We start from the raw sequence: 21,830 nt of genomic DNA on the forward strand, positions 1-21,830 counted from the left end.
TTGTACCGCCGTCCTTTTGCCGATAAAAAAGTGCTGCACCAAACGCTGCAGCACTAAAACAATTGCAAAAGGATAATCAATATATATGGAAAAGAGATATCTTAGAAATTGAGCGGTGTACCGTCCAAAGCGCAGACAAGGATTTTCTTGAGTTCTGCCGGCGTGGTGCCGCGTGGGTTGGCGCCGGTGCAAGGATCCAACTGCGCCTGCTGGGCGATGAAGTCGATATGCGCATTAAACACTTCGTCGGTCACGCCGTTTTCACGGAACGTCGGGAGAATGCCTACACGGCTGTTGAGCTGTTTGACCAATTCGATGAGCGAATGCGTAAGCTGTTTGTCGGTACCGCCCGGCAGACCGAGTGAGCGGGCAATCTCGGCGTAATCCTTTAGGGAAACAACCGAGTTGTACTTGATGACATACGGCAGCAAAATGGCGTTGCAAAGACCGTGCGGCAGATCAAACTGCGCGCCGATTTTGTGCGCCAAGGAATGGCAGATGCCCAGCAGCGCGTTGGAAAACGCCATGCCGGCAAGACACTGTGCCACGTGCATCCGCTCACGCGCCTTTTTATTGCCGTTGTAGGAATCGGCAAGGTTATCCACGATCCAGTTGATGGCTTTGAGTGCCAGCGGATCGCTGAACGGGGAACGTGCCACGGCGACATAGGCTTCAATGGCATGGGTAAGGGCATCCATACCGGTGTGTGCCGTCAACTTCTGCGGCATGGTCTGTGCAAGCGCATAATCCAATACAGCGATATCCGGGGTAATCTCAAAGTCGGCCAACGGATATTTGACTTTGTTGGAATAGTCAGTGATAACAGAGAACGCCGTCACCTCAGTCGCAGTGCCGCTGGTGGACGGAACCGCCACAAAGATCGCCTTCTGCCGCAGTTTCGGCAGCGAGAACGGGTCTTTGATATCATCAAATTTCTTGTCGGGATACTCATAAAAAACCCACATGGCCTTGGCGGCATCAATGGGGGAGCCGCCGCCGATGGAAACAATGACATCCGGTCCGAACGCGCGCATGGCTTCGGCACCCTTATAGACGGTCTCCACCGACGGATCCGGTTCCACACCGGCGAAAAGCTGGACTTCCATGCCCGCTTTTTTCAACACATCTTCCAATTTATCCAGAAATCCAAATTTCTGCATGGAGTGACCACCGGTCACAATAAACGCTTTTTTGTGTCCTTTGAGGTTGCTAAGCTCCTCAATGGCATTATCTCCAAAATAAATGTCACGGGGCAGTGTGAATCTTGCCATAATGCAATCACCTTTCACTACTAGTATTTTAAATTAAGAAACCGGTATTCCGGCAACTCTACTCTTTACAAGAAAAAATGATAACACACGGATCTTGCGCGGGCAATTCTTTTTTTGCAGCCTCTCCTTCATAATTTCCTTTATATATATTAAATATGGTTTTTATTCCAATAGACGTTTTGCCGTCCCTTTATCCACTTAACAGTCTCTTTTCTAAAAACTCCACCGCATCCATGCGGCAAAAACGACGCAAAACCTGCATTTTAAAAATCAATGCACAACGCCCCTTTTGTTTCATCCGCTGTAGATGCACCCTTAAAAAGACGGCATCTGCTCGATGCCGCCCATAATCTTTAGAAAAATATTCCGGTCTCCATTACGGCATGTCCGCAGGCGGGTATCAACCCTCCAGAAAAGCGAAAAAGGTATCGTTGAAGCGTTCCAATTCATCGTAGAACACCGCGTGACCGCTGTTTTCAAACCGGTAAAGCACCGAACCCGCAATCCCGTTGTGTTGGGCCACAGCCAATTCAAACGGGCAAATCTGATCGCGCACGCCGTGGAAGATGCCGGTCGGAACGTGGATGGACGCCAAATCGCGGTGTAGATCCTCGTCGCGCAGGGACTCCAGCACACGAATCGTGCCAATGCCCGAGGCCGCCAGCCCCAGTCCATTAAACCACACCCGCAGTGCGGGGGTAACGTTGCTCGCAAAAAACAACCGCCCAAACCCTTCCAGCATCTGCGGTCGGTCACGGTAGGTCTGCGCGATCAAGCTGTTGACCGCCTCCACCGTCATCCCGTAAGGAAAAGACGGCCTTTGCACAAATGAAGGGGACGCGGCAGCAAGCAGCGCCAATTTTTGCACACCATATCCGGCGTGGCGCGCCATGTAGCGCGTCACGATTGCCCCGCCAACCGAAAAGCCTGTCAGTACAAACTGTGTAAGCCCCAGCGCATCCACTACAATGCGCAGATCATCCGCCAGCCGGTCATATCCGTACCCGGACACGGGCGTATCGGAATCGCCAAACCCCCGCAGATCATAGACGATGCACCGCCAGCCGCGCGCCGGCAGAACATTCAGCTGATATTCAAACATCCGACGGTTCAGCGGCCAGCCATGCACCAGCACAATGGTGTGCTCCCCTTTGGGATTGAATTCTTGTACGCATAGGCGCACATTCGGTTCCACTTCTATAAAATACATACCGTATATTCCTTCCCGTGACGCAAAATCCAGCCGATTACGGAGGCATCCCTTTATGGAAACAGTGCAGTCTATGCGGCGGGCCGGCAAATTAGCCCTTTCATTTTATCTGCTCTATTGCATTTCTCGATGGAATGTGTTACCATACATCACAAAGATCATACAATCTAAAATTTAACAAAATGCTCCAGCAAACCCGTTGAAAAACGGCGACGCAAAGCCACGGATCTAACGTTTTGAACTATGACCGCCGGGCTGCCTTTTTGTTCACTGTTTGAAAAACGGGCGCTTTGCTGTATGCATAAAGCGCTCGTTTTATGCTTCCCGCTTGTATTGGCTGTCCCTCTTTCCTATCATCTTCAGGTGCTTTTTGCGGCCCATCCAGCCGGCGTACCTGAAAATGTATCCATTTGCCTTTATAACGCAAGCCTTGCTCAAGGGGTTTGGTTGTTATAAATATCTCCAAGTGAATCTGCCAAAACTGCCACCATTGCTTCGGCTCCGCCGGAACAGCAAAAAACCTCCCCGTCTTCCTTCGGGGAGGTTTTCTGTGTGCATATATCTATTTGCTGACGTGCTACTCCTGTTTTAAGACAGTGCTTTGGTAAGCTGCGGCACAATCTGCTTTTTGCGGGATACGACACCCTCCATCATAAAGCTGACACCATCGCGCATGTCACCAAATGCAGACGCCACCAATCCTTTTTCTGTTTCCTGGAACAAGACCTCGGTCTGCTCATCCAATATCGCGGTCACAATGACCAGCACGGCGGCATATCCCTCTTGTTCAAGCATTTCCGCACTGCGGAGAAGTACTGCTTCACGATAACCGGCAAAGCTGGCCAGAGTGGCCATTGTCACCTGCGCGATACCCAGCTTTTTGCCGCCGAGAACATATTCTTTAAAATCGTTGTGGATGATCTCGTCGGGGGACATGCCCTCCAGCGACGCACCCGCCTCGAACATCCGCTTGGCATAAGCGTCCACATCAATTCCGGCCATCTTGGCAAGGCGCAGGGCTGTATCTTTGTCCACCGGCGTGCAGGTGGGGGATTTGAATTTTACTGTATCGGACAGAATAGCGGAACAAAGCAGACCGGCCACTTTGGGTTCCGGCGTCACGCCGTTCTCGTCATAAAGCTTGGTTACAATAGTTGCCGAGCATCCCACAGGCTCATTGCGGAAGTAAATCGGGCCCGGTGTTTGGATATCGCCTATGCGGTGGTGGTCGATGATTTCAAGCAGGTCGGCTTCCTCTAAACCGTCCACCGTCTGCGTCCGCTCGCTGTGATCGACCAGGATGACCTGTTTGCGGCGATAGGTCTCCAAAAGCGCCAGCGTACAAAAGCCAAGATACGCGCCGGTCTCATCCACCACCGGCACGCGCCCGGCAGAATCGGACTCAAGTGTGGCGCGGGCATCGCTGATGTAATCCGTGGGGTGCAGTACGTCATATCCTGTGGTGCGCATTGCATCTACTACCGGCAGACCCTGAAACTTCTTTTGCAGTGCGGCCGCCGACCCGTCAGGTTCCTCACCGCTCAAATAAGTAAGCGACAGCGCGGCGATATCCCCCGCCGAAACAAGACCTGCCAGCCGGCCATCAGCACCGACCACCGGCAGCAGGCCGCCATTCTCCGCGTAGAGGGCTTCGAGCGCCGTTTGCAGGGCAGTGTCCGGTGCAAGCGGCCGGATTGTTTCCAATGTGATATCGCCGACCTGACCGCGCACGGAGGCAAGCAGCTCCTGCGGTTTCACATCAAAATGCGAAAGCACAAATGCCGTTTCCCGGTTCACCTTGCCCAACCTCACCGGTGTGGCGTCCACCCCCAGCGCCCGCTTGAGCGCGGCATATCCTATAGACGAACAAATAGAGTCGGTATCCGGGTTACGGTGCCCGGTCACATATACAGTCTGGCTCATGACTTTCCATCCTCTGCACTTGAATTTTATAGAACGGCAGCCGCCGTCCCGCCGTGACAATCTTTGGACATCTTCATTATAGGCGCGTGCCCTGCTCTTGTCAAAGCGCCCGCCGACCGCCTTCTCACTCCGGGCAACAGGCGCAGTGCCCGCCGCACTGTCTAAAAATGGGGGAGACGGGCGAGCGCTTTCCCGCCTATACTTTTCGGAGACAAAATGCTATAATCAAGGGCAATGAAACGCCATGCCGCCATGCGGCTCAATCCTATGGAGGGCCCCCTTATGCTGCAAGCAGCCGATGTTGTAAAAATCGTGTGCAACGGCGATAAACCGGCACTTGCCGCGCTCATCGCGGCGGCGCGCCATCTGCCGCAGGAAGACCGGCAGGCGCTCTTTGCCGCCGCCGATACTGCCCGGCGTCCCTATTACGGGGACACCGTCTATTTTCGGGGGCTAATCGAGTTTACCAGTTACTGCAAAAACGACTGCTATTACTGCGGCATCCGCGCGGGCAATACCAAGGCCGCACGTTATCGGCTGACAGAGGCGGAAATATGGGCCTGTGCAGACAAGGGCCGCGCGCTGGGTTTCCGCACCTTCGTCCTGCAAGGCGGAGAAGACCCGTGGTATACCGACGACCGCATCTGCTCGATCGTTTCCGGCATCAAGGAGCGGCATCCAGATTGCGCCGTCACACTGTCCATCGGCGAAAAAGAACGCGATAGCTACCAGCGCTATTTTGAAGCGGGCGCCGACCGCTATCTGCTGCGGCACGAAACGGCAGACAATGCGCACTACCGCTCGCTGCATCCCGCGTCCATGTCCGCTGAACACCGCAGGCGGTGCCTATATGACCTCAAAGACATCGGCTATCAGGTGGGAGCAGGTTTCATGGTGCAGTCGCCCGGGCAGACTGATGAAACGCTGGCGGAAGACTTTTTGTTCCTGCGGGATCTTCAGCCGCATATGGTCGGGATTGGGCCGTTCGTGCCGCACCACGACACCCGCTTTGCCGGCATGGAAACCCCCTCGGCGGATTTTACACTCGTCCTGCTCTCTTTCCTGCGGCTGATGCTGCCGAAGGTCTTGCTGCCCGCCACCACCGCACTTGGCACTGTTGACCCGCTGGGGCGCGAAAAGGGGCTGAAAGCCGGGGCGAACGTGGTCATGCCCAACCTGTCACCGGTCACACACCGCAAAGAGTATATGCTGTATGACAATAAAATTTGCACCGGTGAGGAGGCGGCGGAATGCCTGCAATGTCTGTCGCGGCGCATTGCGTCGGCCGGCTTCACGCCGGACTTTTCACGCGGCGACCATATAGACCGTACAAGGAGGGTGAACCGCATATGAGGACAGAGCAGGACCTGCTGGGTGAACGCCGGTTGGACGACACTGCCTATTACGGAATCCACACGGTACGTGCTATAGAAAATTTTCCGTTATCCGGGCAGCGCCTGCACCCCGAACTGATCCGGGCGCTGGCAGCCGTCAAGCAGGCGGCGGCGCTGGCCAACGGGGACGCGGGTCTGATTGCCCGGGAAAAGGTAACTGCCATTGTCAGTGCCTGCGCAGAAATCGCATCCGGTGAACTGGCCGATCAGTTCCTCACCGACGCGTTGCAGGGCGGCGCGGGAACATCCGCCAACATGAACCTCAATGAGGTCATTGCCAACCGCGCCATTGAGCTGTTGGGCGGCAAAAAGGGCGATTACACACTGGTGCATCCCATCGACGATGTGAACCGCTCCCAGTCCACCAACGATGTTTTTCCAACCGCCGTGCGTGTGGCGGCTATCCGGCTGCTCAAACCGGTGAGCCAGGCGTTTGCAAACTTGCAGACGGCCTTGCAGGAAAAAGAGGAGGCCTTTGCGGACGTGCTGAAAATCGGGCGCACGGAGCTGCAGGACGCGGTGCCCATCACATTGGGGCAGGAGTGCGGGGCATGGGCGCAAGCCGTGGCGCGCGACCGCTGGCGGCTTTACAAAGCGGAGGAACGCCTGCGGCAGATCAATTTGGGCGGTACGGCGGTCGGCACGGGTCTGAACGCCCCGCGCGCTTACACGTTTGCGGCGGCGGAACATTTGCGGGAACTGACAGGGCTGGGGCTTGCGCGTGCGGAAGACCCCATCGACCCCACCCAAAACTGTGATGTGTTCGTAGAAGTATCCGGTCTGCTCAAGGCGGCGGCGGTCAATCTCGCCAAGATTGCGGGCGACCTGCGGCTATTATCTTCCGGCCCGCGCGCGGGGTTCGGGGAAATTCACCTGCCCGCGCTGCAAGCGGGTTCTTCCATTATGCCCGGCAAAGTAAATCCGGTCATCCCGGAAGCGGTCACGCAGGCTGCCTATCAAATCATGGCGGATGATATGGCCATCACACTGGCGGCGCAGGCGGGCAACCTCGAACTGAATGCGTTTTTGCCGTTGATTGCAAAAAATCTACTGGAAATGTTGGATTTGATGCGGCAGTCCGTAAAGTTGCTTTTAGAGAAATGCATTGCCGGCATGGAGCCAAACCGCGCGCGCTGTGCGGCACTGGCGGAGCAAAGCCCATCATTGGCGGCGGTGCTCATCGACCACATTGGCTATGACGCGGCCTCTCGCATCGCCAAAGACTGCCTGCAAACCGGCAAGACCGTCCGGCAGGCACTCCGAGAGGATGGACGCTTCACTCCGGAGCAAATTGACCGCATCCTTGATCCCCGCGCCATGACCCGGGCGGACACCATTCGGTTTTAAATTCAGGCAAACTTCCATCAAACCATACCTGCTCAGCCTGAAACGGGCAGGCACAACTCGTCAGACAGGAGGCCTGTATGGAATACGCCTGCACACTCCTTGCCGTTCACGATATGGAACGGGCAAAACAGTTTTACCACGATGTGCTGGGCTTGGAAGTCATCGCGGACTTTGGAGCCAACGTCACATTGACCGGCGGCATCGCCCTGCAAACCGCAGACACTTGGAAATCTTTTCTCCGCAAATCCGCGGACGAAATCGTCTTTGGCAACAATGCGTGTGAACTGTATTTTGAAGAAGATGATATGGATACTTTTTCCGCCAAATTAAGCGGATTCCCAAACATTCGATATGTGCATCCGCTTTTGGAACACGCGTGGGGACAACGCGTCATCCGCTTTTACGATTTGGATGAGCACATCCTTGAAGTCGGAGAAAATATGGCAATCGTAGTACAACGCTTCTTGAACAGCGGACTTTCCATTAAAGAAACAGCCGCCCGCATGGATGTACCGGTGTCTTATATCAAAAGCTTACAATAAACCACAAACCCGAAAGGAGTCCCTATGGACACCACACCTGTCGCCAACCGCACGCACATCGCCTTTTTCGGGAGGCGCAACGCGGGCAAATCCTCGCTGCTCAACGCAATCGCCGGGCAGCCGGTCGCAGTCACGTCCGACGTACCAGGCACCACGACCGACCCCGTCCACAAAACGATGGAGATTCTGCCGCTGGGACCTGTGCTGCTGACCGATACCGCCGGACTCGACGACACCGGTGAATTGGGCAGTCTGCGGGTAGAAAAAGCTTATGAGGAACTGCGCCGCACCGATCTGGCTGTGGTTGTGGTAAATGCGGCACAGGGCGTAGGAACATTTGAAACCGCATTCATTGAGGAACTGCGGCAGCGGCGTGTACCGTTTGTAGTCGTACTCAACAAGTGCGACTTACATCCGGTCAGTGCGGAAGAGCACGATGCCTTGCAGGCCAAAACCGCCGCACCAGTCGCCACGGCGAGCGCCCGGACAGGGGAGGGAATATCCGCCTTGCGGGAACTGCTTGCACAGACCGCCGCGCCGGACACCGAGGAGCTGGGATTGACCAGCGGGCTGGTGCAGGAGGGGCAGACCGCTGTTCTGGTGACGCCCATCGACAAAGCCGCGCCGAAAGGGCGTCTGATCCTGCCCCAACAACAGACCATCCGCGACATCTTGGAACGCGACGCTATCGCGGTGGTAACCAAAGAACAGGAACTGCGCTACACGCTCGAAAACCTGCGGCAAAAACCGGCGGTTGTCATTACCGACTCGCAGGCATTTCTAAAAGTATCCGCCGACACGCCGCCGGAGATTCCGCTCACCTCGTTTTCCATCCTGTTTGCAAGGCAGAAAGGCGACCTCACAGCGCTGACCAAAGGGGTGCGCCGTATTGCCTCCCTCCGCCCGGGCGACCGCGTGCTGATTGCGGAGGGCTGCACCCACCACCGGCAGTCGGATGACATCGGCACTGTCAAGATTCCGCGCTGGATACGGCAGTTGGTCGGGGGAGAGGTCGCATTCGACTGGACATCAGGTCTGGATTTTCCGCGTGATATTGAACAATACGCAGTCGTAGTCCACTGCGGCGGCTGTATGCTCACCCGTCGAGAAATGCAGTACCGCATCCGGTATGCCAACGCACACGGGGTGGATGTAACCAACTATGGGATGCTGATTGCCTATGTGCAGGGCATCTTAAAGCGCGCCCTCCAACCGTTCCCCGCAGCAGCGCTGGCTTATTCGGAAAGATGATCTTTTGGCCCCATGTTGCAACCGGTATCTTGGCGGCAACATGAGGCATCGCATCTTATATCAATGGTAGATAATGTCTTTGATCTGTGTAAAATAGGCAAGCCACACCAATCCCGAAATTGTGACAAGCCCAACGCACATAATGGTAAAAATACGGTTTGTTCGAACTTTAACAAAAAATTCGTGCACCAAACACATAGCGACTACAAGCATCATCAAATCCGAAATAAAAAACACACGGTTGCCGGAGGCATAGATCGTAGGTGAGAATCCCATCATTAGCCCCGAATCAATGGATGAAAAAAGAAGGAACAGACAAAACAACCCCTGCCGTTTATTGTCAAATGATGTGTAAATCAAATAAGCTAAAAGCAACAACATGGCAACTGCCGCAACAATACCGATATACGATTTTTTTGAATACACCGCCGTATAATCAAAAATTGAAAAATTGGTCAAATATTTTTGCACTGTTGCCGCCAGTTTGAAGGATGGATCCACCATACGGGATAAAAGTGTATCAAGCGGGAGCAAATTTATCAATAGCATCAACAGCGGCAAAGCCGCAAAGATCGTTGCACCTTTGCTTTGGAACTTTTTCCTGTAAAGGAGGATGACCAATATGCTAATGAGCAAAATGGTCCAGACCGACGTGTTTAAAAAGTAGTTTGCCGTCAGGCAAAGCCCTCTGAACAACTTATCCGGAATAGACAGCATATCATAATCCGGAAACCAGAATAATGTTTCATTGGCCACACGCCCTTTTGACCCGGGTGCCGTCAGACAAATTAAAGCATTTACCGCGATGATAAGGTAATAGCCGCCAAACATCAAATTCGACAGCAGCGACGACTTGAAACGCCTCCGCACAAGGAACACTAGGGCAACCACTCCTGAAAAAATCAGGATAACGGCCGTCTGTTCACAATAACAGGCATACAGTGCGCAAACAACATAAAGGATATAAAGCGGATTTTTCGTTTCCCGTGCAAAAACGAGGTTAAAAAAAGGAATCAGTGCGATCAGCAGGCTTGTACCGGCCCAAAAATAATAAAAAGAACCCGTTATCCAAACAACAGACCCAAGCATCGTGGAAAGCGGAATCAGAAAAAACAGCGCACACCCAATCATATTTTTAACAAGTGTTTCATTTCTGCGGCCAATCGTCCCCATTTGACTTATTCTCGACAACATGAGCATTAATACCGCAAAACATGCAACGTTTAAAATCTTCCACATCAACAAACGGACCTTATAGGAAAGCAGCCAAACCAAAGTAGGAAACAGTCGCCCCCCCCACGTGTGGTAATAATTGTCCAACGCGCCTCGCACCCCATGATTTTGGTTCAAAATGCCCAAACGCGTAATGTCATCATAAACCGGGATAGCCTGATAAACAATCAAAAAAAGCAAAACAGAATACAGAGCAATCGGTATGTATTGCGTAATATACTGAACATCTATTTTTTTAATCTTTGCAACAAAATATTTACGCAAATTCATACCTTGAGTTCCTTTTCTGAATAAATAATAGACTTTCTCCCGCTTCGATCAATCATCAATATGCCTACTTGATAGGAAATCCCTTTTTTCAATGCGGCCTTTCTTGCTTTCGCGTATACGCCGCAGGGTCCATAATTGATACCATCGTTCATTGCTGCGTTGATATCTGGTCTCACGACCGAAAGTGTATGTAATGCATAAATATGTCCGCCATTATCCTTTAAAACCAGCGTATTATTGACATATACGTTTTGGAATGCCCCGGCAATCCAATTATACCCTTTATAAACCGTTCCTTTATTGATTGCCCATCCTGAAATCGCTACAATTCCGTTTGCATCATCAATCGTGTCAATTTGGGCAACTCCATTTGACGAAACCGTAAAAGACCCGTTTATGCTTCTTATATGATACAGTGTTCCATGATAGAATAAAACGACTACGGCCGCAATACCCAGACAGGCAAACAACACACCACATATTTTTACCTTCACTTGTTTCTCCCCGTTTTCTCTTCTGTAGGTTTGACAAACAACAACTTTTACTTGTATGCGCACCTCCGCAATTTACACCGCGCATGCTTCTTTTTCTATATGCGCTTTATTATAGCACAAAAAGAGCCTATTTTTATGATGCTGTCGCCATAAAAATAGGCTCTTACTCGCTTTAACCCGACAGACCCACACACCTCACTTGCGCTGTTTCTGTCAATCCGAGGCAAAAGGGAAGTCCTCCATGCGCCCGGTATGGATATCCCGCAAAAGCTGCTGGTTTTGGTCAAGATCGCGCGGCCAATCGGTAAAATCCGACACCATATTATAAAGCCGCTCGATGTCTTCCGCACGCTTCTGATCAATCAGAGTGTTCATACAGCGCATCAAACCGGCAGGTTTCTGGGGCACACTTGAAAGCACCTGCAAAAACCATTTGTGCCACGGGAACAATGTCTCATTGTGCGCTAAAAACAACCGCCCGGCATATAATGCAAATTGCAGTGCGGAAAGATGTGCCAGATAGCGGTTGTCCCGCCGCAGCGCCTCATAATAATGCAATTTCCACGCAGAAAACTGTGCATAGAAGCGAAGCAGTTTGCTGTGCTTTTGTTCCACCGGATAGCGGGCCGCCTGCCGCACCAACTTTTCCAGCCCGCCCAAACGGTCAAAGGTGACAATGGCATCTTGAAAATCGTAACGCGCCGGCTCCGTTCCATCGGCGGCCACCCGTTCAATACGCGCCAGTGTAGTGAACTCACCGTCCACATAACCGCCCTCATAGTGGGTGGCGCCGCGGTCAAAATACCCGATATTCCCCGCACGCTCCTTTGCCGAGAAAAACGCTTCGGTGCAAACAATCTTAATATCCACATCGGAATTCTCCAGAGCAAAGCCATGTGCAACCGATCCATAAATGATAACGCCGAGCACTTCGTCCCATGCAGACAATTCTTTTGTTGCCGCTCTAATTGCGGCTTGATGGTGTTCAAACACGCTGATTACACCCCAAGGCTGCCAATGGTATCGGAAAACAAAAATCGCCGCGACCGTTGTCCTGCCGTGTCCCTTCATTTTATGTACTGCGGGATTCGATTCATCTATCCTACATACTACCACTATACCACAGGATGTGAAAAATGCAACGTATGCCGCGGAAAAGGAATCAAACCTTCAACGCATTCTCATTTCTGCTGAGGGCCGCCATCACTAAGCCCAACAAGACCGTTGTCAAAACCGACTTGACAATGTTTAAAAGTGTGGCCCAGCCAATGAAAACCGCCATCATTCCGGGAATCTGCGCGTTGGGGATATGATAGACCAGCCGCATATACGAGGGGTCAATTAAATAGTTTGCCAAAGCACCGGCGCCCACCATGGCGACCAATCCGACAAGCCCGCCCAACAGTATCGAAACCATCCGGGTTCCTTTACGTTTCAGCAAACCGCGCGTCACCACCGAAAGCGGCACCACGAGCGCAACGCCCACAATAAAATTGAGCAAAGCGCCAAAGCCCATGGTTGTTCCCCAATCCTTGACAAACAGGTTGATGATATTTTTGAGCAGTTCAATAACGACACCCGCGACCGGTCCAAACAGGACTGCGGCGACCGCAGCTGGAAGGTCGCTGAAGTCCAATTTGAGCGGCCCGGAGAAAAATGGAATCTCAATAAAATACAGAATGATGGAAATAGCAGTCAGCATCCCCAGGATAACCATGCGCTTTGTTTTTTGCTGTTGTGTGTACATAATAATACTCCTTTTTGGTCATGGGGCACGCTGGAAAACAAAAAGCCCCGGGATATAAAAATACCCGGGGCAATGTTGCAGGATATGCGTCTTTTTTCATCCGGACTATACCGTCGGTCACGGAATCACACCGTGTCAACAAAACTGCTCGCGGACTCGTCGGCATAAAGCCGCATTACCGCCGGTTGGAGAATTACACTCCGCCCCAAAGACATTTCATTTTGTGTTATTATAGCACACAAAGCACGGGGTGACAAGGGTTACACACCGCCGCCCAGGATTTTTTCATACGCCGTACCCGTGCGGGGCTTTTTATTTTTCACCTTTTATGGTACAGTTAGGATAGGTATCGCAGCCGGTCTCTGCGCAAACAGATTCTGCGCGATTCCAGTGCGGCATGGCTTTTAAAAACGGAGGGATGATTGTGGCAAACAGTGCGTTCGACGGCGGGGTAGAGCCCGGCGGTCTGCGGGATGCGGGCGACGTCAAAATCCTTATCTGTTACCTATTAAAGAATATGCGGGAGCCCCTCCCGCTCCAGACGTTGGCCGAAGCACTTCAGCACGACGGCCTAGTCAATTATTTCACGCTGGCGGATGCGCTCCACGCGCTGCTGCTTTCCGGACATATTGACCTGGTGGAAAAAGACGGCGAAAAATCGTACAAGGTCACACAGCTGGGCGCCGGTACAGCAGATATGTTTGAGCGCCGCCTGCCCTTTTCCGTTCGGGAAAAGGCTGTGAAGGCCGGCATCCGCCTGCTTGCGCGCCAAAAACGTGAAGCGGAAAACAAAGTGGAAATCACGCCCAACGGCGCCGGGTTCACCGTGCGCTGCGCCGTGCTGGACGGAACGGACACCCTGCTCTCCCTTTCACTGCTCGTGCCCGACTGTGCACAGGCGGAATCTGTGAAGCAACAGTTTCTGCGCGATCCCGGCACTATCTACCGCGCCACCGTCGCTTTAATGACGGGCGATATCGACGCCGTGGGCGGCGCACTCGCGCGCGAACAGCCACCGCAGACCTAATACGTTCTGAAAAGGCCTATTGCAAATACTGGTCGATCAAATATTGAGGCCGGCCTTTGGCCTCCAGATAGATCTTGCCAATATATTCACCGATGATACCGGTGCTCAAGATTTGAAGTCCGCCAATCGCCCAAATGGATATCACAATGCTTGTCCATCCTGCGACTGTCTTGCCTTGCAAAAACAAAAACAGAAAATACAGCAGCATGAGGATGCTGACTGAAAAAATGATTGCACCGGTGGCCGCAATCAGACGAATGGGCTTCACACTGAACGAGGTAACCCCCTCCCAGGCGAATGCCAACATCTTGTGGAGCGGATATTTGGACTGACCCGCGAAACGTTCGTGCCGCTCATAGGGCACCGTGTCGCTGCGAAAGCCGATCAGCGGCACGATCCCGCGCAGGAATAGGTTCACTTCGCGGAAGCGGGACAATGCTTCCACCGCGCGCCGGCTCATCAACCGATAATCCGCGTGGTTATAAACGATATCCACCCCCAGCGTTTGCATCAGGCGGTAGAAACAGACCGCTGTTTTCCGCTTGAAAACCGTGTCGCTGGCACGCGAGTTCCGTACACCATATACGACATCGCAGCCTTCGCCGCGTTTTTCCAGAAACCCGTCGATCGCGTCGATGTCGTCCTGTAGATCGGCATCCAGCGTCACGGTAATATCTGCTTGATCTTTTACGGTCATCAGGCCCGCGAGCAACGCGTTCTGATGGCCTTCGTTCCGTGAAAGGCGGATTCCCTGTACAAGTCCGTCGTGTGCATGCAGTTCCTCGATCAGTGCCCATGTACGGTCTTTGGAGCCGTCATCCACAAAGGCAATCCGGCTTTGGCCAGACACCTTCCCATCCCGAATCAGTGTATGGAGCTTCTCGGTCAACCGTTTGCCGGTCTCGGGGAGAACCGCCTCCTCATTGTAACAGGGAATCACCAGATATAGACATTCCAAGCCGCACCCACCCTTTCCTTTTTGGCAGCGAACCGATACGCACAACCCAAAAACCGGGCCGACCGCATAGCCAGTGCTCTTATTTTACAACAGACATCTGCCGAATGCAATCCGATGCTATAGCGCTTTCCACAAAAACAGGCTGCATAGGGCACAAAAAGAGGACGGAAACCCGTCCTCTTTACTGTTTTATATAAAGAAACCTCTGTGTCCGCAGTCTCAGACTCCGAAGCTGCGCACCATCCATTGCACTGTACCGTCGTTGCCGATAGCCGCCACATTCAGCGTATGCTGCCCCGCAGAAAGAGCGGCGACGGGAATCGTCAGGCTGAATCCACTGTTGCTGCTGCCTATATACTGCCCGTCAGGATCCACAATGGTTTTGACATCCGCCCGGCTCCCGTTGACCGATGTGGAAAAGAATTTCTGTGACGTGGTGCCAAGATCGACATATACGTCCACCCGATTCATTCCTGCGTGGTTCAGCGCCCAACCGGATACCTCCACATTGCCAGAGCACATGGCTGCGGCGGGGCTATCCAGACTACAGACCGAATCCGGACCCACCGTAAACGAACGCACCATCCATTGCACTGTACCGTCGTTGCCGATAGCCGCTGCATTCAATGTATGCTGTCCCGCGGGTAGAGCAGCGGCGGGAATCATCAGGTTAAATCCACTGTTGCTGCTGCCTATGTACTGCCCGTCAGGGTCTACAATGGTTTTGACATCCGCCCGGCTCCCGTTCACCAATGTGGAAAAGAATTTCTGTGACGCAGTACCAAGATCGACATACACATCCACCCGGTTCATCCCCGCGTGATTGAGCGCCCAGCCGGATACCTTCACATCGCCAGAGCACGTGGCTGCGGCGGGGCTGTCCAGACTACTGACCGAAGTGGGACCCACCGTGAACGAACGCACCATCCATTGCACTGTGCCGTCATTGCCGATAGCCGCTGCATTCAATGTATGCTGTCCCGCGGGTAGAGCAGCGGCGGGGATCATCAGGTTGAACCCACTGTTGCTGCTGCCTATATAGTGCCCGTCAGGGTCTACAATGGTTTTGACATCCGCCCGGTTCCCGTTCACCAAAGTGGAAAAGAATTTCTGTGACGCGGTGCCAAGATCGATATATACATCCACCCGGTTCATCCCCGCGTGGTTGAGCGCCCAGCCGGATATCGTCACATTGCCGGAGCACATGGCTGTTGCAGGGCTGTCTAGACTGCTGGCCGAAGCCGGTCCCGCCGTAAACGAACGCACCGTCCATTGCACTGTACCGTCGCTGCCGATGGCCTCTGCACTCACGGTATGCTGTCCCGCCGCAAAATCCGCGGCTGGTATGCTTAGGTTGAACCCGCTGTTACTGCTGCCTATATAGTGCCCATCAGGGTCTACAATGGTTTTGACATCGGCACGGGGCAGGTTAACCAATGTGGAATACAACTTTTGATTTGCTGTGCCTTTGTCAATGTACACATCGACGCGGCTCACGCCCGCGCTATTCAGCGCCCAGCCGGCCACCGTCACATTGCCGTATTGTGTAGAGCTGTCCGGACTTTCGAGATTCATTTGAGGAGAAAGTACAGGGGGAGTTTTCACGGTGCCTGCCGAATCGGACGAGCTGCTTCCAGATGGTTGGCTGCTTGAACTATTGTCAGTAGAATCAGGTGAATCGGGCGCAGTGGTAAACGCTTTTACACAGACGTTGGCATTTAAATTGCTGCCAAACGCTTGCGTCGTATCTGTCCAGCCGTTTCCGTCATACGAGACAAAACTCTGTCCGGCGGACGCGGTCGCTTTGCTGGAATAGCCTTTCACGGGAGCCTCAAGCGGAATTTGCACACCCTGCGCGGTGAACTGCACCTCCACCGCAAAGGTACTGCCTTGTTTCAGCGCGATTGAAGAGGAAAGTTCGGCTGTGTGGTATCCCGCCTCTGATTCCGTACCGGAGGCGACCAGTTTTCGGGTGTTGCTGCTCAAGGAACCGGTATATTGCGGGATCACATAGACCTTGTAACCGGCCGACGGTGCCAGTGTATAGAAACTGACGGCGGTAAGCGAATTGTTGTCATTCGCCTTAAACACATTGGCCATCCACTGGATTCCGGAACTGCCCTCTGTAGCGGCTGTGAACCCCAGCGGGTCATATTGATAGATTTCACTGTAGTTGCCAGTGGACTCCGCATCGTCATACACCGTGCTGCCGTCTTCACCAAAGACAGTATCACAATAGGAAATATAAAAATACCCTTTGTCGCCCCAGCCTGTGCCCCAGCTGTTTTTGCAGAGGAACGCGCCGTTGTATGCCGGTGTACCGCCGGATTTCCCCGAAAAATTGGATGCGGGATAGTTATCGTCCCAGCCAACCACGTCGATTTCGTGGTTGGAGCTGTTGCCGCCGTTATAATAATAACTGTAGGTGCCGCTATTGTAATAATTGTCATCAAAGTAAAGTGGGACGGCTACCGCTGTACCGTTAATAACGGCTTGCTTGATCGCGTTATCCACCGTTGTATCGCCATAACCGGTCCGGTTAGGCAGCCAATCGACATTTTGCACATGTTTCTGAACGCCGGAAGACATCGACGGCCCGCTCCAACGTGCCAAATAGGCGGTCGCCATTTGATCGTTTCCCCCGTCGTTCGGGCCAAAATCGAATCCAGACGTATTTTGCAAATCACTTTCGGAAAAATTATCGTTTTCCGACGGCATCAAGGTCGACTCCAACGAACCCATGGCGGCAAAAGCCCAGCAGTCATTGTTATTGTCTTGATCTTTTACCGATGTGACCTTGTTCTGCGAACGCAAGTCATAAGAGGAAGGAATATTGGAAGATTGATACCGTTTCACAGTGCTTGCGCCGGCGTGGGGAACCTTATAACCCGGCGTGACATATCCATTGCTTTGCTTGCCAATCTGTGCGCTTTGCAAATGGAGGACAGCCGCTGACGAGCCCACTGTGGAAAGAGCGGCGGCGGCAGCCTGCAACGGTTCCTCCCCGATTGCAAACACAAGTAAAAATCCTACTGCAGAAAGAATTGCACTCCACTTCATCCATCTTTTTTTCATGTCCATTCAACTCCCAGCAATTGTCTGTGCAAAATGACCTGCTCACTTTGCCTTTTTATAGTGGAAGTACATGTTGTCTGCCATTTTTATGTAAATAAAACAGGCACCACAGCAACCCAATTGCCGTGGTACCTGTTCATACCGCTGTACAAATGGCAACCCGGCGATCATTGTTCCCAAATGGAAACATTAGACCCGTGGTTTTGCGTCCCTATTTTTCAATAGGTTTGCTATTTACAATATGCACTTGATAACTTTTTCTATTGTTATTGTAAAACATCGCTGCGCGGTTTTCAATAGATTTGATATGATTTCAAAAGAATTGTAAGCATTGTGTAAGTTCCAATACTATCCATTGGGACTTTTGTGTATTTTTAATCCCGCAGCTTCATGGAAATATCCAACGCCTTGACCGAGTGGGTGAGTGCACCGATAGAGATCAAGTCCACCCCGGTCTCGGCGATGGCCCGTAACGTCTCTTGTGTCACACCGCCGGATGCCTCAAGCGGCACCCGCCCCGCTGTGATACGCACAGCTTCTTTCATATCCGCAAGACTCATGTTGTCCAGCATGATGATATCCGCCCCAGCCGACAGCGCGTCTGCCAATTCGTCAAGATCACGTGTTTCCACCTCGATTTTGACCGTATGCCCCACGCGGGCGCGCAGAATAGACACTGCTTTGCCGATACCGCCCGCCGCATCCACATGATTGTCCTTGATGAGCGCGGCATCCGACAAGTTGAAGCGGTGATTTTTTCCGCCGCCCACCGTGACGGCGTATTTCTCCAGCACACGCAGGCCCGGCAGTGTCTTGCGTGTGTCGCAGACGCTGGCACGGGTGCCCTCCACTGTTTTAACGGCGCACGCCGTCGCCGTTGCGATACCGGACAGATGCTGGAGCAGATTGAGCGCCGTACGTTCCCCTTTGAGCAGCGCGCGGGTGAAACCGTGCACACGCGCAATGATTTCCCCATTTTGCAGGGCGTCTCCGTCTTTTTTGAATACCTCTGCCGTCACGCTGGCATCCAACAGGCCCAGGGTATGCAGCGCCACCTCCAACCCGCAGAGCACACCGTCCTCTTTGGCCAAGAACACCGCATTGGATTCCTGTTCCTCCGGAATAAGGTTGTCCGTGGTCACGTCGATATAATTGATATCCTCTTTTAGTCCGCGCCGGATAATTTCCTCATAATGCATCGGTAGAATCAATCCGAAAGCACCTCCTCCAAAATCAGCCCAGCCACACCGGCAAGGCTCCGCAACTCGGTCAATTCACGGGAATCGGCATATCCTGCCGTGAGCTGCCGTTCAATCTCACGGATACGCGGCAGGTTTTCCCGCGCCTTGTCACAGTCGGCGTTGACAAAAAAGCTCCCCTGCATGATGGACTGGATTTCTCCGCGCAGTTCCATAGGCACATCTTTGCCCTGCGCAGGCGTGAGCGTCCGCGCTGAAACAGGCAAACGGTCTGCGGCAAAAATATCCGTGGCGGCGCGACGCGAGAACACCAATGCCTCCAACAGCGAATTGCTGGCAAGCCGGTTGGCGCCATGAACGCCGGTATGCGCGCATTCTCCCACGGCATACAGCCCATCTACCGTAGTACGGGCATTCAGTCCGACATCGATGCCGCCCATCAGGTAATGCTGGCACGGGTAAACGGGGATGCGGTCCTTGGTCATATCAATACCGTATTCCATACATTTATGATAGATGGCGGGAAAACGCCGCCGCACAAAATCCGCAGGCTCCGCCGTGATGTCAAGATAGAACGTGTTGCTGCCTGTCTTGCGCGCTTCCTCCATAATACAGCGGGAAACGACATCCCGCGGGGCCAAGTCTCCGCGGCTGTCGTAATTGCACATGAACTGCTCGCCCCGGCAGTTGAGGAGCTTGGCTCCCTCTCCACGCACAGATTCAGAAATAAGGAACCGCTCCGCGGGCCCACGCGCGAATGCCGTGGGGTGGAACTGCACCAGTTTCATCCCCTTGATGCGCGCGCCCAACTTCTGTGCGAAGACGATGCCGTCCCCGGTGGCGATAGGGGAGTTTGTCGTATACTTGAACACGCGGCCGATCCCGCCAGTGGCAAGGATACAGAACCGCGCGTTCACAGTAGAGAACACCCCGCCTTGCTCGATGAGTGCGTGGAACCCTCCGTCGTCTTTTTCCAGACGAGTGAGAGCAGTGCCCGCTTTCATCGTGATGTTCTGCCGCTCTGCCGCCGCAGCAAGCAGGCCGCGTACAATCTCTGCGCCTGTCTGATCCTTGTGATGCGCGATTCGCCGACGGGAATGTCCGCCCTCCAGCGTGAGATCGAGAACGCCGTCTTTATCGGCGTCGAATGCCACGCCGAGATCACGCAGACCCAGTACGTCGTGCGGCCCTTCGTGTACCAGCACGTGTACAGCATCGGGATTGTTGCGTTTCCCGCCCGCAATCATTGTATCCTCAAAATGTAATGTCTCATTATCGTCATGCGTATTCAGCACCGCCGCAACGCCGCCCTGCGCATATGCGCTGTTGCACACGTCTGCTTCCGCCTTGCTGAGCACCAGTACCGAAAAAGATGCGTCCAAGCTGAGCGCCGCGTGCAGTCCCGCAGCGCCGCTGCCCACCACAAGCACATCATAAATATCCCTGCTGTCCATTTTCCGCTTCCTTTCAAGACCACACGCCCCCGCGTGAAAAACGCCGCCGCCTTTAGGGACAAGCGGCGTACACTGTGCGCGCCTTTCCGTACCCCATCCTTGCAGAGGCACGGCATACTTCTTGTATTGTACCATACTTTTGCCCGTTTTCCCGCCCTTTTTTCGGGATTCTTTTACAACGAAAACGGCACACCGATTGTTTTTACTGAAAATATACGCTACAATACCATAGAATGGATTTTATTTGTCTGACTGGAACGGGGGCTTTCTCATGGAGATGCGCATCGCAAAAAAACTGAATATCGAAACCTCTTTGCTTGGGTTTGGCTGTATGCGCCTGCCAATGAAAGACGGCGTGATCGACTATGCCGAGACCGAACGTATGCTAGACACCGCCTGGGATGCCGGCGTCAACTATTTTGACACCGCTTATGTGTACCATGGCGGAAAATCCGAAGGCGTAATGGGCCCCATCCTCAAAAAACACCCCCGCGACAAATTTTATGTTGCGGATAAGATGCCGGTTTGGCTGCCCAAAACGCCGGACGATTTGGATCGCATTTTTAACGAGCAGCTGGAACGGCTGGGGCTGGATTATATCGACTTCTATTTAATGCATTCCATGACGACGGAACATTGGGCGGATGTGCAGCGTCTGGACATGCTCCGTTTTGCCGAGAAAAAACGCGCCGAAGGCAAGATCAAATACATCGGCTTTTCGTTCCACGACACCCCGGAGCTGTTCGCGGAAATCGTGGATGCGTATGATTGGGATTTCGCCCAGATTCAGTATAACTATCTGGACGACAAAGGCCAGCGCGCAGAGGAGCTTTACAAGATGCTGGAGGACCGCGGGCTGTTCACCGTGGTGATGGAGCCTGTGCGCGGCGGCGATCTTGCCTCTCTGCCGGATCAAGCGGGGAATCTGCTCAAACAGACCGCGCCCGACCGTTCGCTCGCCTCTTGGGCGCTGCGGTATGTCGGCTCCAAGCCCGGCGTAAATGTGATCCTCAGCGGCATGTCCGACCCTGCGCAAGTGCGCGACAACCTCCAGACCTTCTCCCACTTTGACCCGCTGGACAAACAGGAGCGCGCCGTACTTGCACAGGCTGTGGATGTGCTTGCGCAGATTCCTCAGATTGCCTGCACCGGCTGCCAGTACTGTATGCCATGTCCGGTGGGCGTGGATATTCCTGGCAATTTTGATTTCTACAACAGCATTCAGAAATTTGGCGCCAATCCGGGACGCGTGCGGCGCTGGGGAATGTTGGACAAGAAATACGACGCCTGTGTGGCATGCGGCGCATGCCTGAGCAAATGTCCGCAGCACCTGGCTATTCCCGACGAACTGAAAAAACTTGCGGATGTCGCCGCCGCGCTTCACGGCTGACCGCCAACTCCCCATAGAAAGCGCAAAGCCGCACGGAAGTATCCG

General features: G+C 53.4%; 17 protein-coding genes and 3 riboswitches. Of the genes, 6 read left to right on the top strand and 11 right to left on the bottom strand.

Translation table 11 applies throughout. The features are described from left to right. Window positions 1–101: 101 nt before the first annotated feature. From ABF463_RS08455 to ABF463_RS08465, 3 genes are all read right to left on the bottom strand, one after another. Window positions 102–1,271, bottom strand: coding sequence for an iron-containing alcohol dehydrogenase (locus tag ABF463_RS08455; RefSeq protein WP_415533160.1), 1,170 nt, complete (start codon window positions 1,269–1,271; stop codon window positions 102–104). Between the two features lie 400 nt (window positions 1,272–1,671). Next, window positions 1,672–2,481 (bottom strand): alpha/beta fold hydrolase, encoded by an 810-nt coding sequence (locus ABF463_RS08460; protein WP_415533161.1) that lies wholly within the window; start codon window positions 2,479–2,481, stop codon window positions 1,672–1,674. A gap of 179 nt (window positions 2,482–2,660) precedes the next feature. Further along, a riboswitch (cyclic di-GMP riboswitch) is annotated at window positions 2,661–2,744 on the top strand. A 325-nt stretch (window positions 2,745–3,069) separates the two neighbouring features. Next, the gene (locus tag ABF463_RS08465) at window positions 3,070–4,404 is read right to left on the bottom strand and encodes a putative manganese-dependent inorganic diphosphatase (protein WP_415533162.1); all 1,335 of its coding nucleotides are present in this window, start codon (window positions 4,402–4,404) and stop codon (window positions 3,070–3,072) included. Between the two features lie 282 nt (window positions 4,405–4,686). Here ABF463_RS08465 and hydE point away from each other — a divergent pair, with 282 nt between their 5' ends. From hydE to hydF, 4 genes are all read left to right on the top strand, one after another. Then, window positions 4,687–5,757: a [FeFe] hydrogenase H-cluster radical SAM maturase HydE gene (gene hydE, locus ABF463_RS08470; protein ID WP_415533163.1), complete on the top strand. Its 1,071-nt coding sequence runs from the start codon at window positions 4,687–4,689 to the stop codon at window positions 5,755–5,757. Continuing rightward, entirely contained in the window at window positions 5,754–7,145 is a 1,392-nt protein-coding gene (locus ABF463_RS08475) for an aspartate ammonia-lyase (protein WP_415533164.1), read from the top strand. Before hydE ends, ABF463_RS08475 begins: the two co-directional genes overlap by 4 nt. Before the next feature lie 77 nt (window positions 7,146–7,222). After that, window positions 7,223–7,687: a VOC family protein gene (locus ABF463_RS08480; protein WP_415533165.1), complete on the top strand. Its 465-nt coding sequence runs from the start codon at window positions 7,223–7,225 to the stop codon at window positions 7,685–7,687. Between the two features lie 24 nt (window positions 7,688–7,711). Beyond that, the gene (gene hydF, locus ABF463_RS08485; protein WP_415533166.1) at window positions 7,712–8,938 is read left to right on the top strand and encodes a [FeFe] hydrogenase H-cluster maturation GTPase HydF; all 1,227 of its coding nucleotides are present in this window, start codon (window positions 7,712–7,714) and stop codon (window positions 8,936–8,938) included. A gap of 60 nt (window positions 8,939–8,998) precedes the next feature. Here hydF and ABF463_RS08490 read toward each other — a convergent pair whose 3' ends face one another. From ABF463_RS08490 to ABF463_RS08505, 4 genes are all read right to left on the bottom strand, one after another. After that, window positions 8,999–10,441 (bottom strand): DUF6056 family protein, encoded by a 1,443-nt coding sequence (locus tag ABF463_RS08490; RefSeq protein WP_415533167.1) that lies wholly within the window; start codon window positions 10,439–10,441, stop codon window positions 8,999–9,001. After that, window positions 10,438–10,935: a hypothetical protein gene (locus ABF463_RS08495; protein ID WP_415533168.1), complete on the bottom strand. Its 498-nt coding sequence runs from the start codon at window positions 10,933–10,935 to the stop codon at window positions 10,438–10,440. Before ABF463_RS08495 ends, ABF463_RS08490 begins: the two co-directional genes overlap by 4 nt. Window positions 10,936–11,148: 213 nt before the next feature. Beyond that, window positions 11,149–11,928, bottom strand: coding sequence for a nucleotidyltransferase domain-containing protein (locus tag ABF463_RS08500; protein WP_415533169.1), 780 nt, complete (start codon window positions 11,926–11,928; stop codon window positions 11,149–11,151). Between the two features lie 169 nt (window positions 11,929–12,097). Beyond that, window positions 12,098–12,682: an ECF transporter S component gene (locus ABF463_RS08505; RefSeq protein WP_415533170.1), complete on the bottom strand. Its 585-nt coding sequence runs from the start codon at window positions 12,680–12,682 to the stop codon at window positions 12,098–12,100. An 84-nt stretch (window positions 12,683–12,766) separates the two neighbouring features. Then, window positions 12,767–12,899, bottom strand: a riboswitch (FMN riboswitch). A 207-nt stretch (window positions 12,900–13,106) separates the two neighbouring features. Here ABF463_RS08505 and ABF463_RS08510 point away from each other — a divergent pair. Beyond that, on the top strand, window positions 13,107–13,709 hold the full coding sequence (locus tag ABF463_RS08510; RefSeq protein ID WP_415533171.1) for a DUF4364 family protein: 603 nt from the start codon (window positions 13,107–13,109) through the stop codon (window positions 13,707–13,709). Between the two features lie 16 nt (window positions 13,710–13,725). Here ABF463_RS08510 and ABF463_RS08515 read toward each other — a convergent pair whose 3' ends face one another. From ABF463_RS08515 to ABF463_RS08530, 4 genes are all read right to left on the bottom strand, one after another. Beyond that, window positions 13,726–14,667, bottom strand: coding sequence for a glycosyltransferase family 2 protein (locus ABF463_RS08515; protein WP_415533172.1), 942 nt, complete (start codon window positions 14,665–14,667; stop codon window positions 13,726–13,728). Between the two features lie 219 nt (window positions 14,668–14,886). After that, window positions 14,887–17,742: a lectin like domain-containing protein gene (locus ABF463_RS08520; RefSeq protein ID WP_415533173.1), complete on the bottom strand. Its 2,856-nt coding sequence runs from the start codon at window positions 17,740–17,742 to the stop codon at window positions 14,887–14,889. Window positions 17,743–17,893: 151 nt separating this feature from the next. Beyond that, window positions 17,894–17,984: riboswitch (cyclic di-GMP riboswitch) on the bottom strand. A gap of 132 nt (window positions 17,985–18,116) precedes the next feature. Beyond that, window positions 18,117–18,941 (bottom strand): carboxylating nicotinate-nucleotide diphosphorylase, encoded by an 825-nt coding sequence (nadC, locus tag ABF463_RS08525; protein WP_415533177.1) that lies wholly within the window; start codon window positions 18,939–18,941, stop codon window positions 18,117–18,119. Between the two features lie 8 nt (window positions 18,942–18,949). Further along, window positions 18,950–20,530: an L-aspartate oxidase gene (locus ABF463_RS08530; protein WP_415533174.1), complete on the bottom strand. Its 1,581-nt coding sequence runs from the start codon at window positions 20,528–20,530 to the stop codon at window positions 18,950–18,952. A gap of 136 nt (window positions 20,531–20,666) precedes the next feature. Between ABF463_RS08530 and ABF463_RS08535 the strand changes: the two genes are divergently transcribed. After that, on the top strand, window positions 20,667–21,785 hold the full coding sequence (locus ABF463_RS08535) for an aldo/keto reductase (RefSeq protein WP_415533176.1): 1,119 nt from the start codon (window positions 20,667–20,669) through the stop codon (window positions 21,783–21,785). Window positions 21,786–21,830 lie beyond the last annotated feature (45 nt).

The organism is Ethanoligenens sp. (assembly GCF_047718355.1).
Lineage (GTDB): Bacteria > Bacillota > Clostridia > Oscillospirales > Ethanoligenentaceae > Ethanoligenens.

Coding starts and splice junctions, on each gene's coding strand:
- ABF463_RS08480 (WP_415533165.1), top strand. CDS start 7,223: ATGGAATACGCCTGCACACTCCTTGCCGTTCACGATATGGAACGGGCA.
- ABF463_RS08530 (WP_415533174.1), bottom strand. CDS start 20,530: ATGGTACAATACAAGAAGTATGCCGTGCCTCTGCAAGGATGGGGTACG.
- ABF463_RS08465 (WP_415533162.1), bottom strand. CDS start 4,404: ATGAGCCAGACTGTATATGTGACCGGGCACCGTAACCCGGATACCGAC.
- ABF463_RS08490 (WP_415533167.1), bottom strand. CDS start 10,441: ATGAATTTGCGTAAATATTTTGTTGCAAAGATTAAAAAAATAGATGTT.
- hydE (WP_415533163.1), top strand. CDS start 4,687: ATGCTGCAAGCAGCCGATGTTGTAAAAATCGTGTGCAACGGCGATAAA.
- ABF463_RS08520 (WP_415533173.1), bottom strand. CDS start 17,742: ATGAAAAAAAGATGGATGAAGTGGAGTGCAATTCTTTCTGCAGTAGGA.
- hydF (WP_415533166.1), top strand. CDS start 7,712: ATGGACACCACACCTGTCGCCAACCGCACGCACATCGCCTTTTTCGGG.
- ABF463_RS08475 (WP_415533164.1), top strand. CDS start 5,754: ATGAGGACAGAGCAGGACCTGCTGGGTGAACGCCGGTTGGACGACACT.
- ABF463_RS08535 (WP_415533176.1), top strand. CDS start 20,667: ATGGAGATGCGCATCGCAAAAAAACTGAATATCGAAACCTCTTTGCTT.
- ABF463_RS08455 (WP_415533160.1), bottom strand. CDS start 1,271: ATGGCAAGATTCACACTGCCCCGTGACATTTATTTTGGAGATAATGCC.
- ABF463_RS08505 (WP_415533170.1), bottom strand. CDS start 12,682: ATGTACACACAACAGCAAAAAACAAAGCGCATGGTTATCCTGGGGATG.
- ABF463_RS08460 (WP_415533161.1), bottom strand. CDS start 2,481: ATGTATTTTATAGAAGTGGAACCGAATGTGCGCCTATGCGTACAAGAA.
- nadC (WP_415533177.1), bottom strand. CDS start 18,941: ATGCATTATGAGGAAATTATCCGGCGCGGACTAAAAGAGGATATCAAT.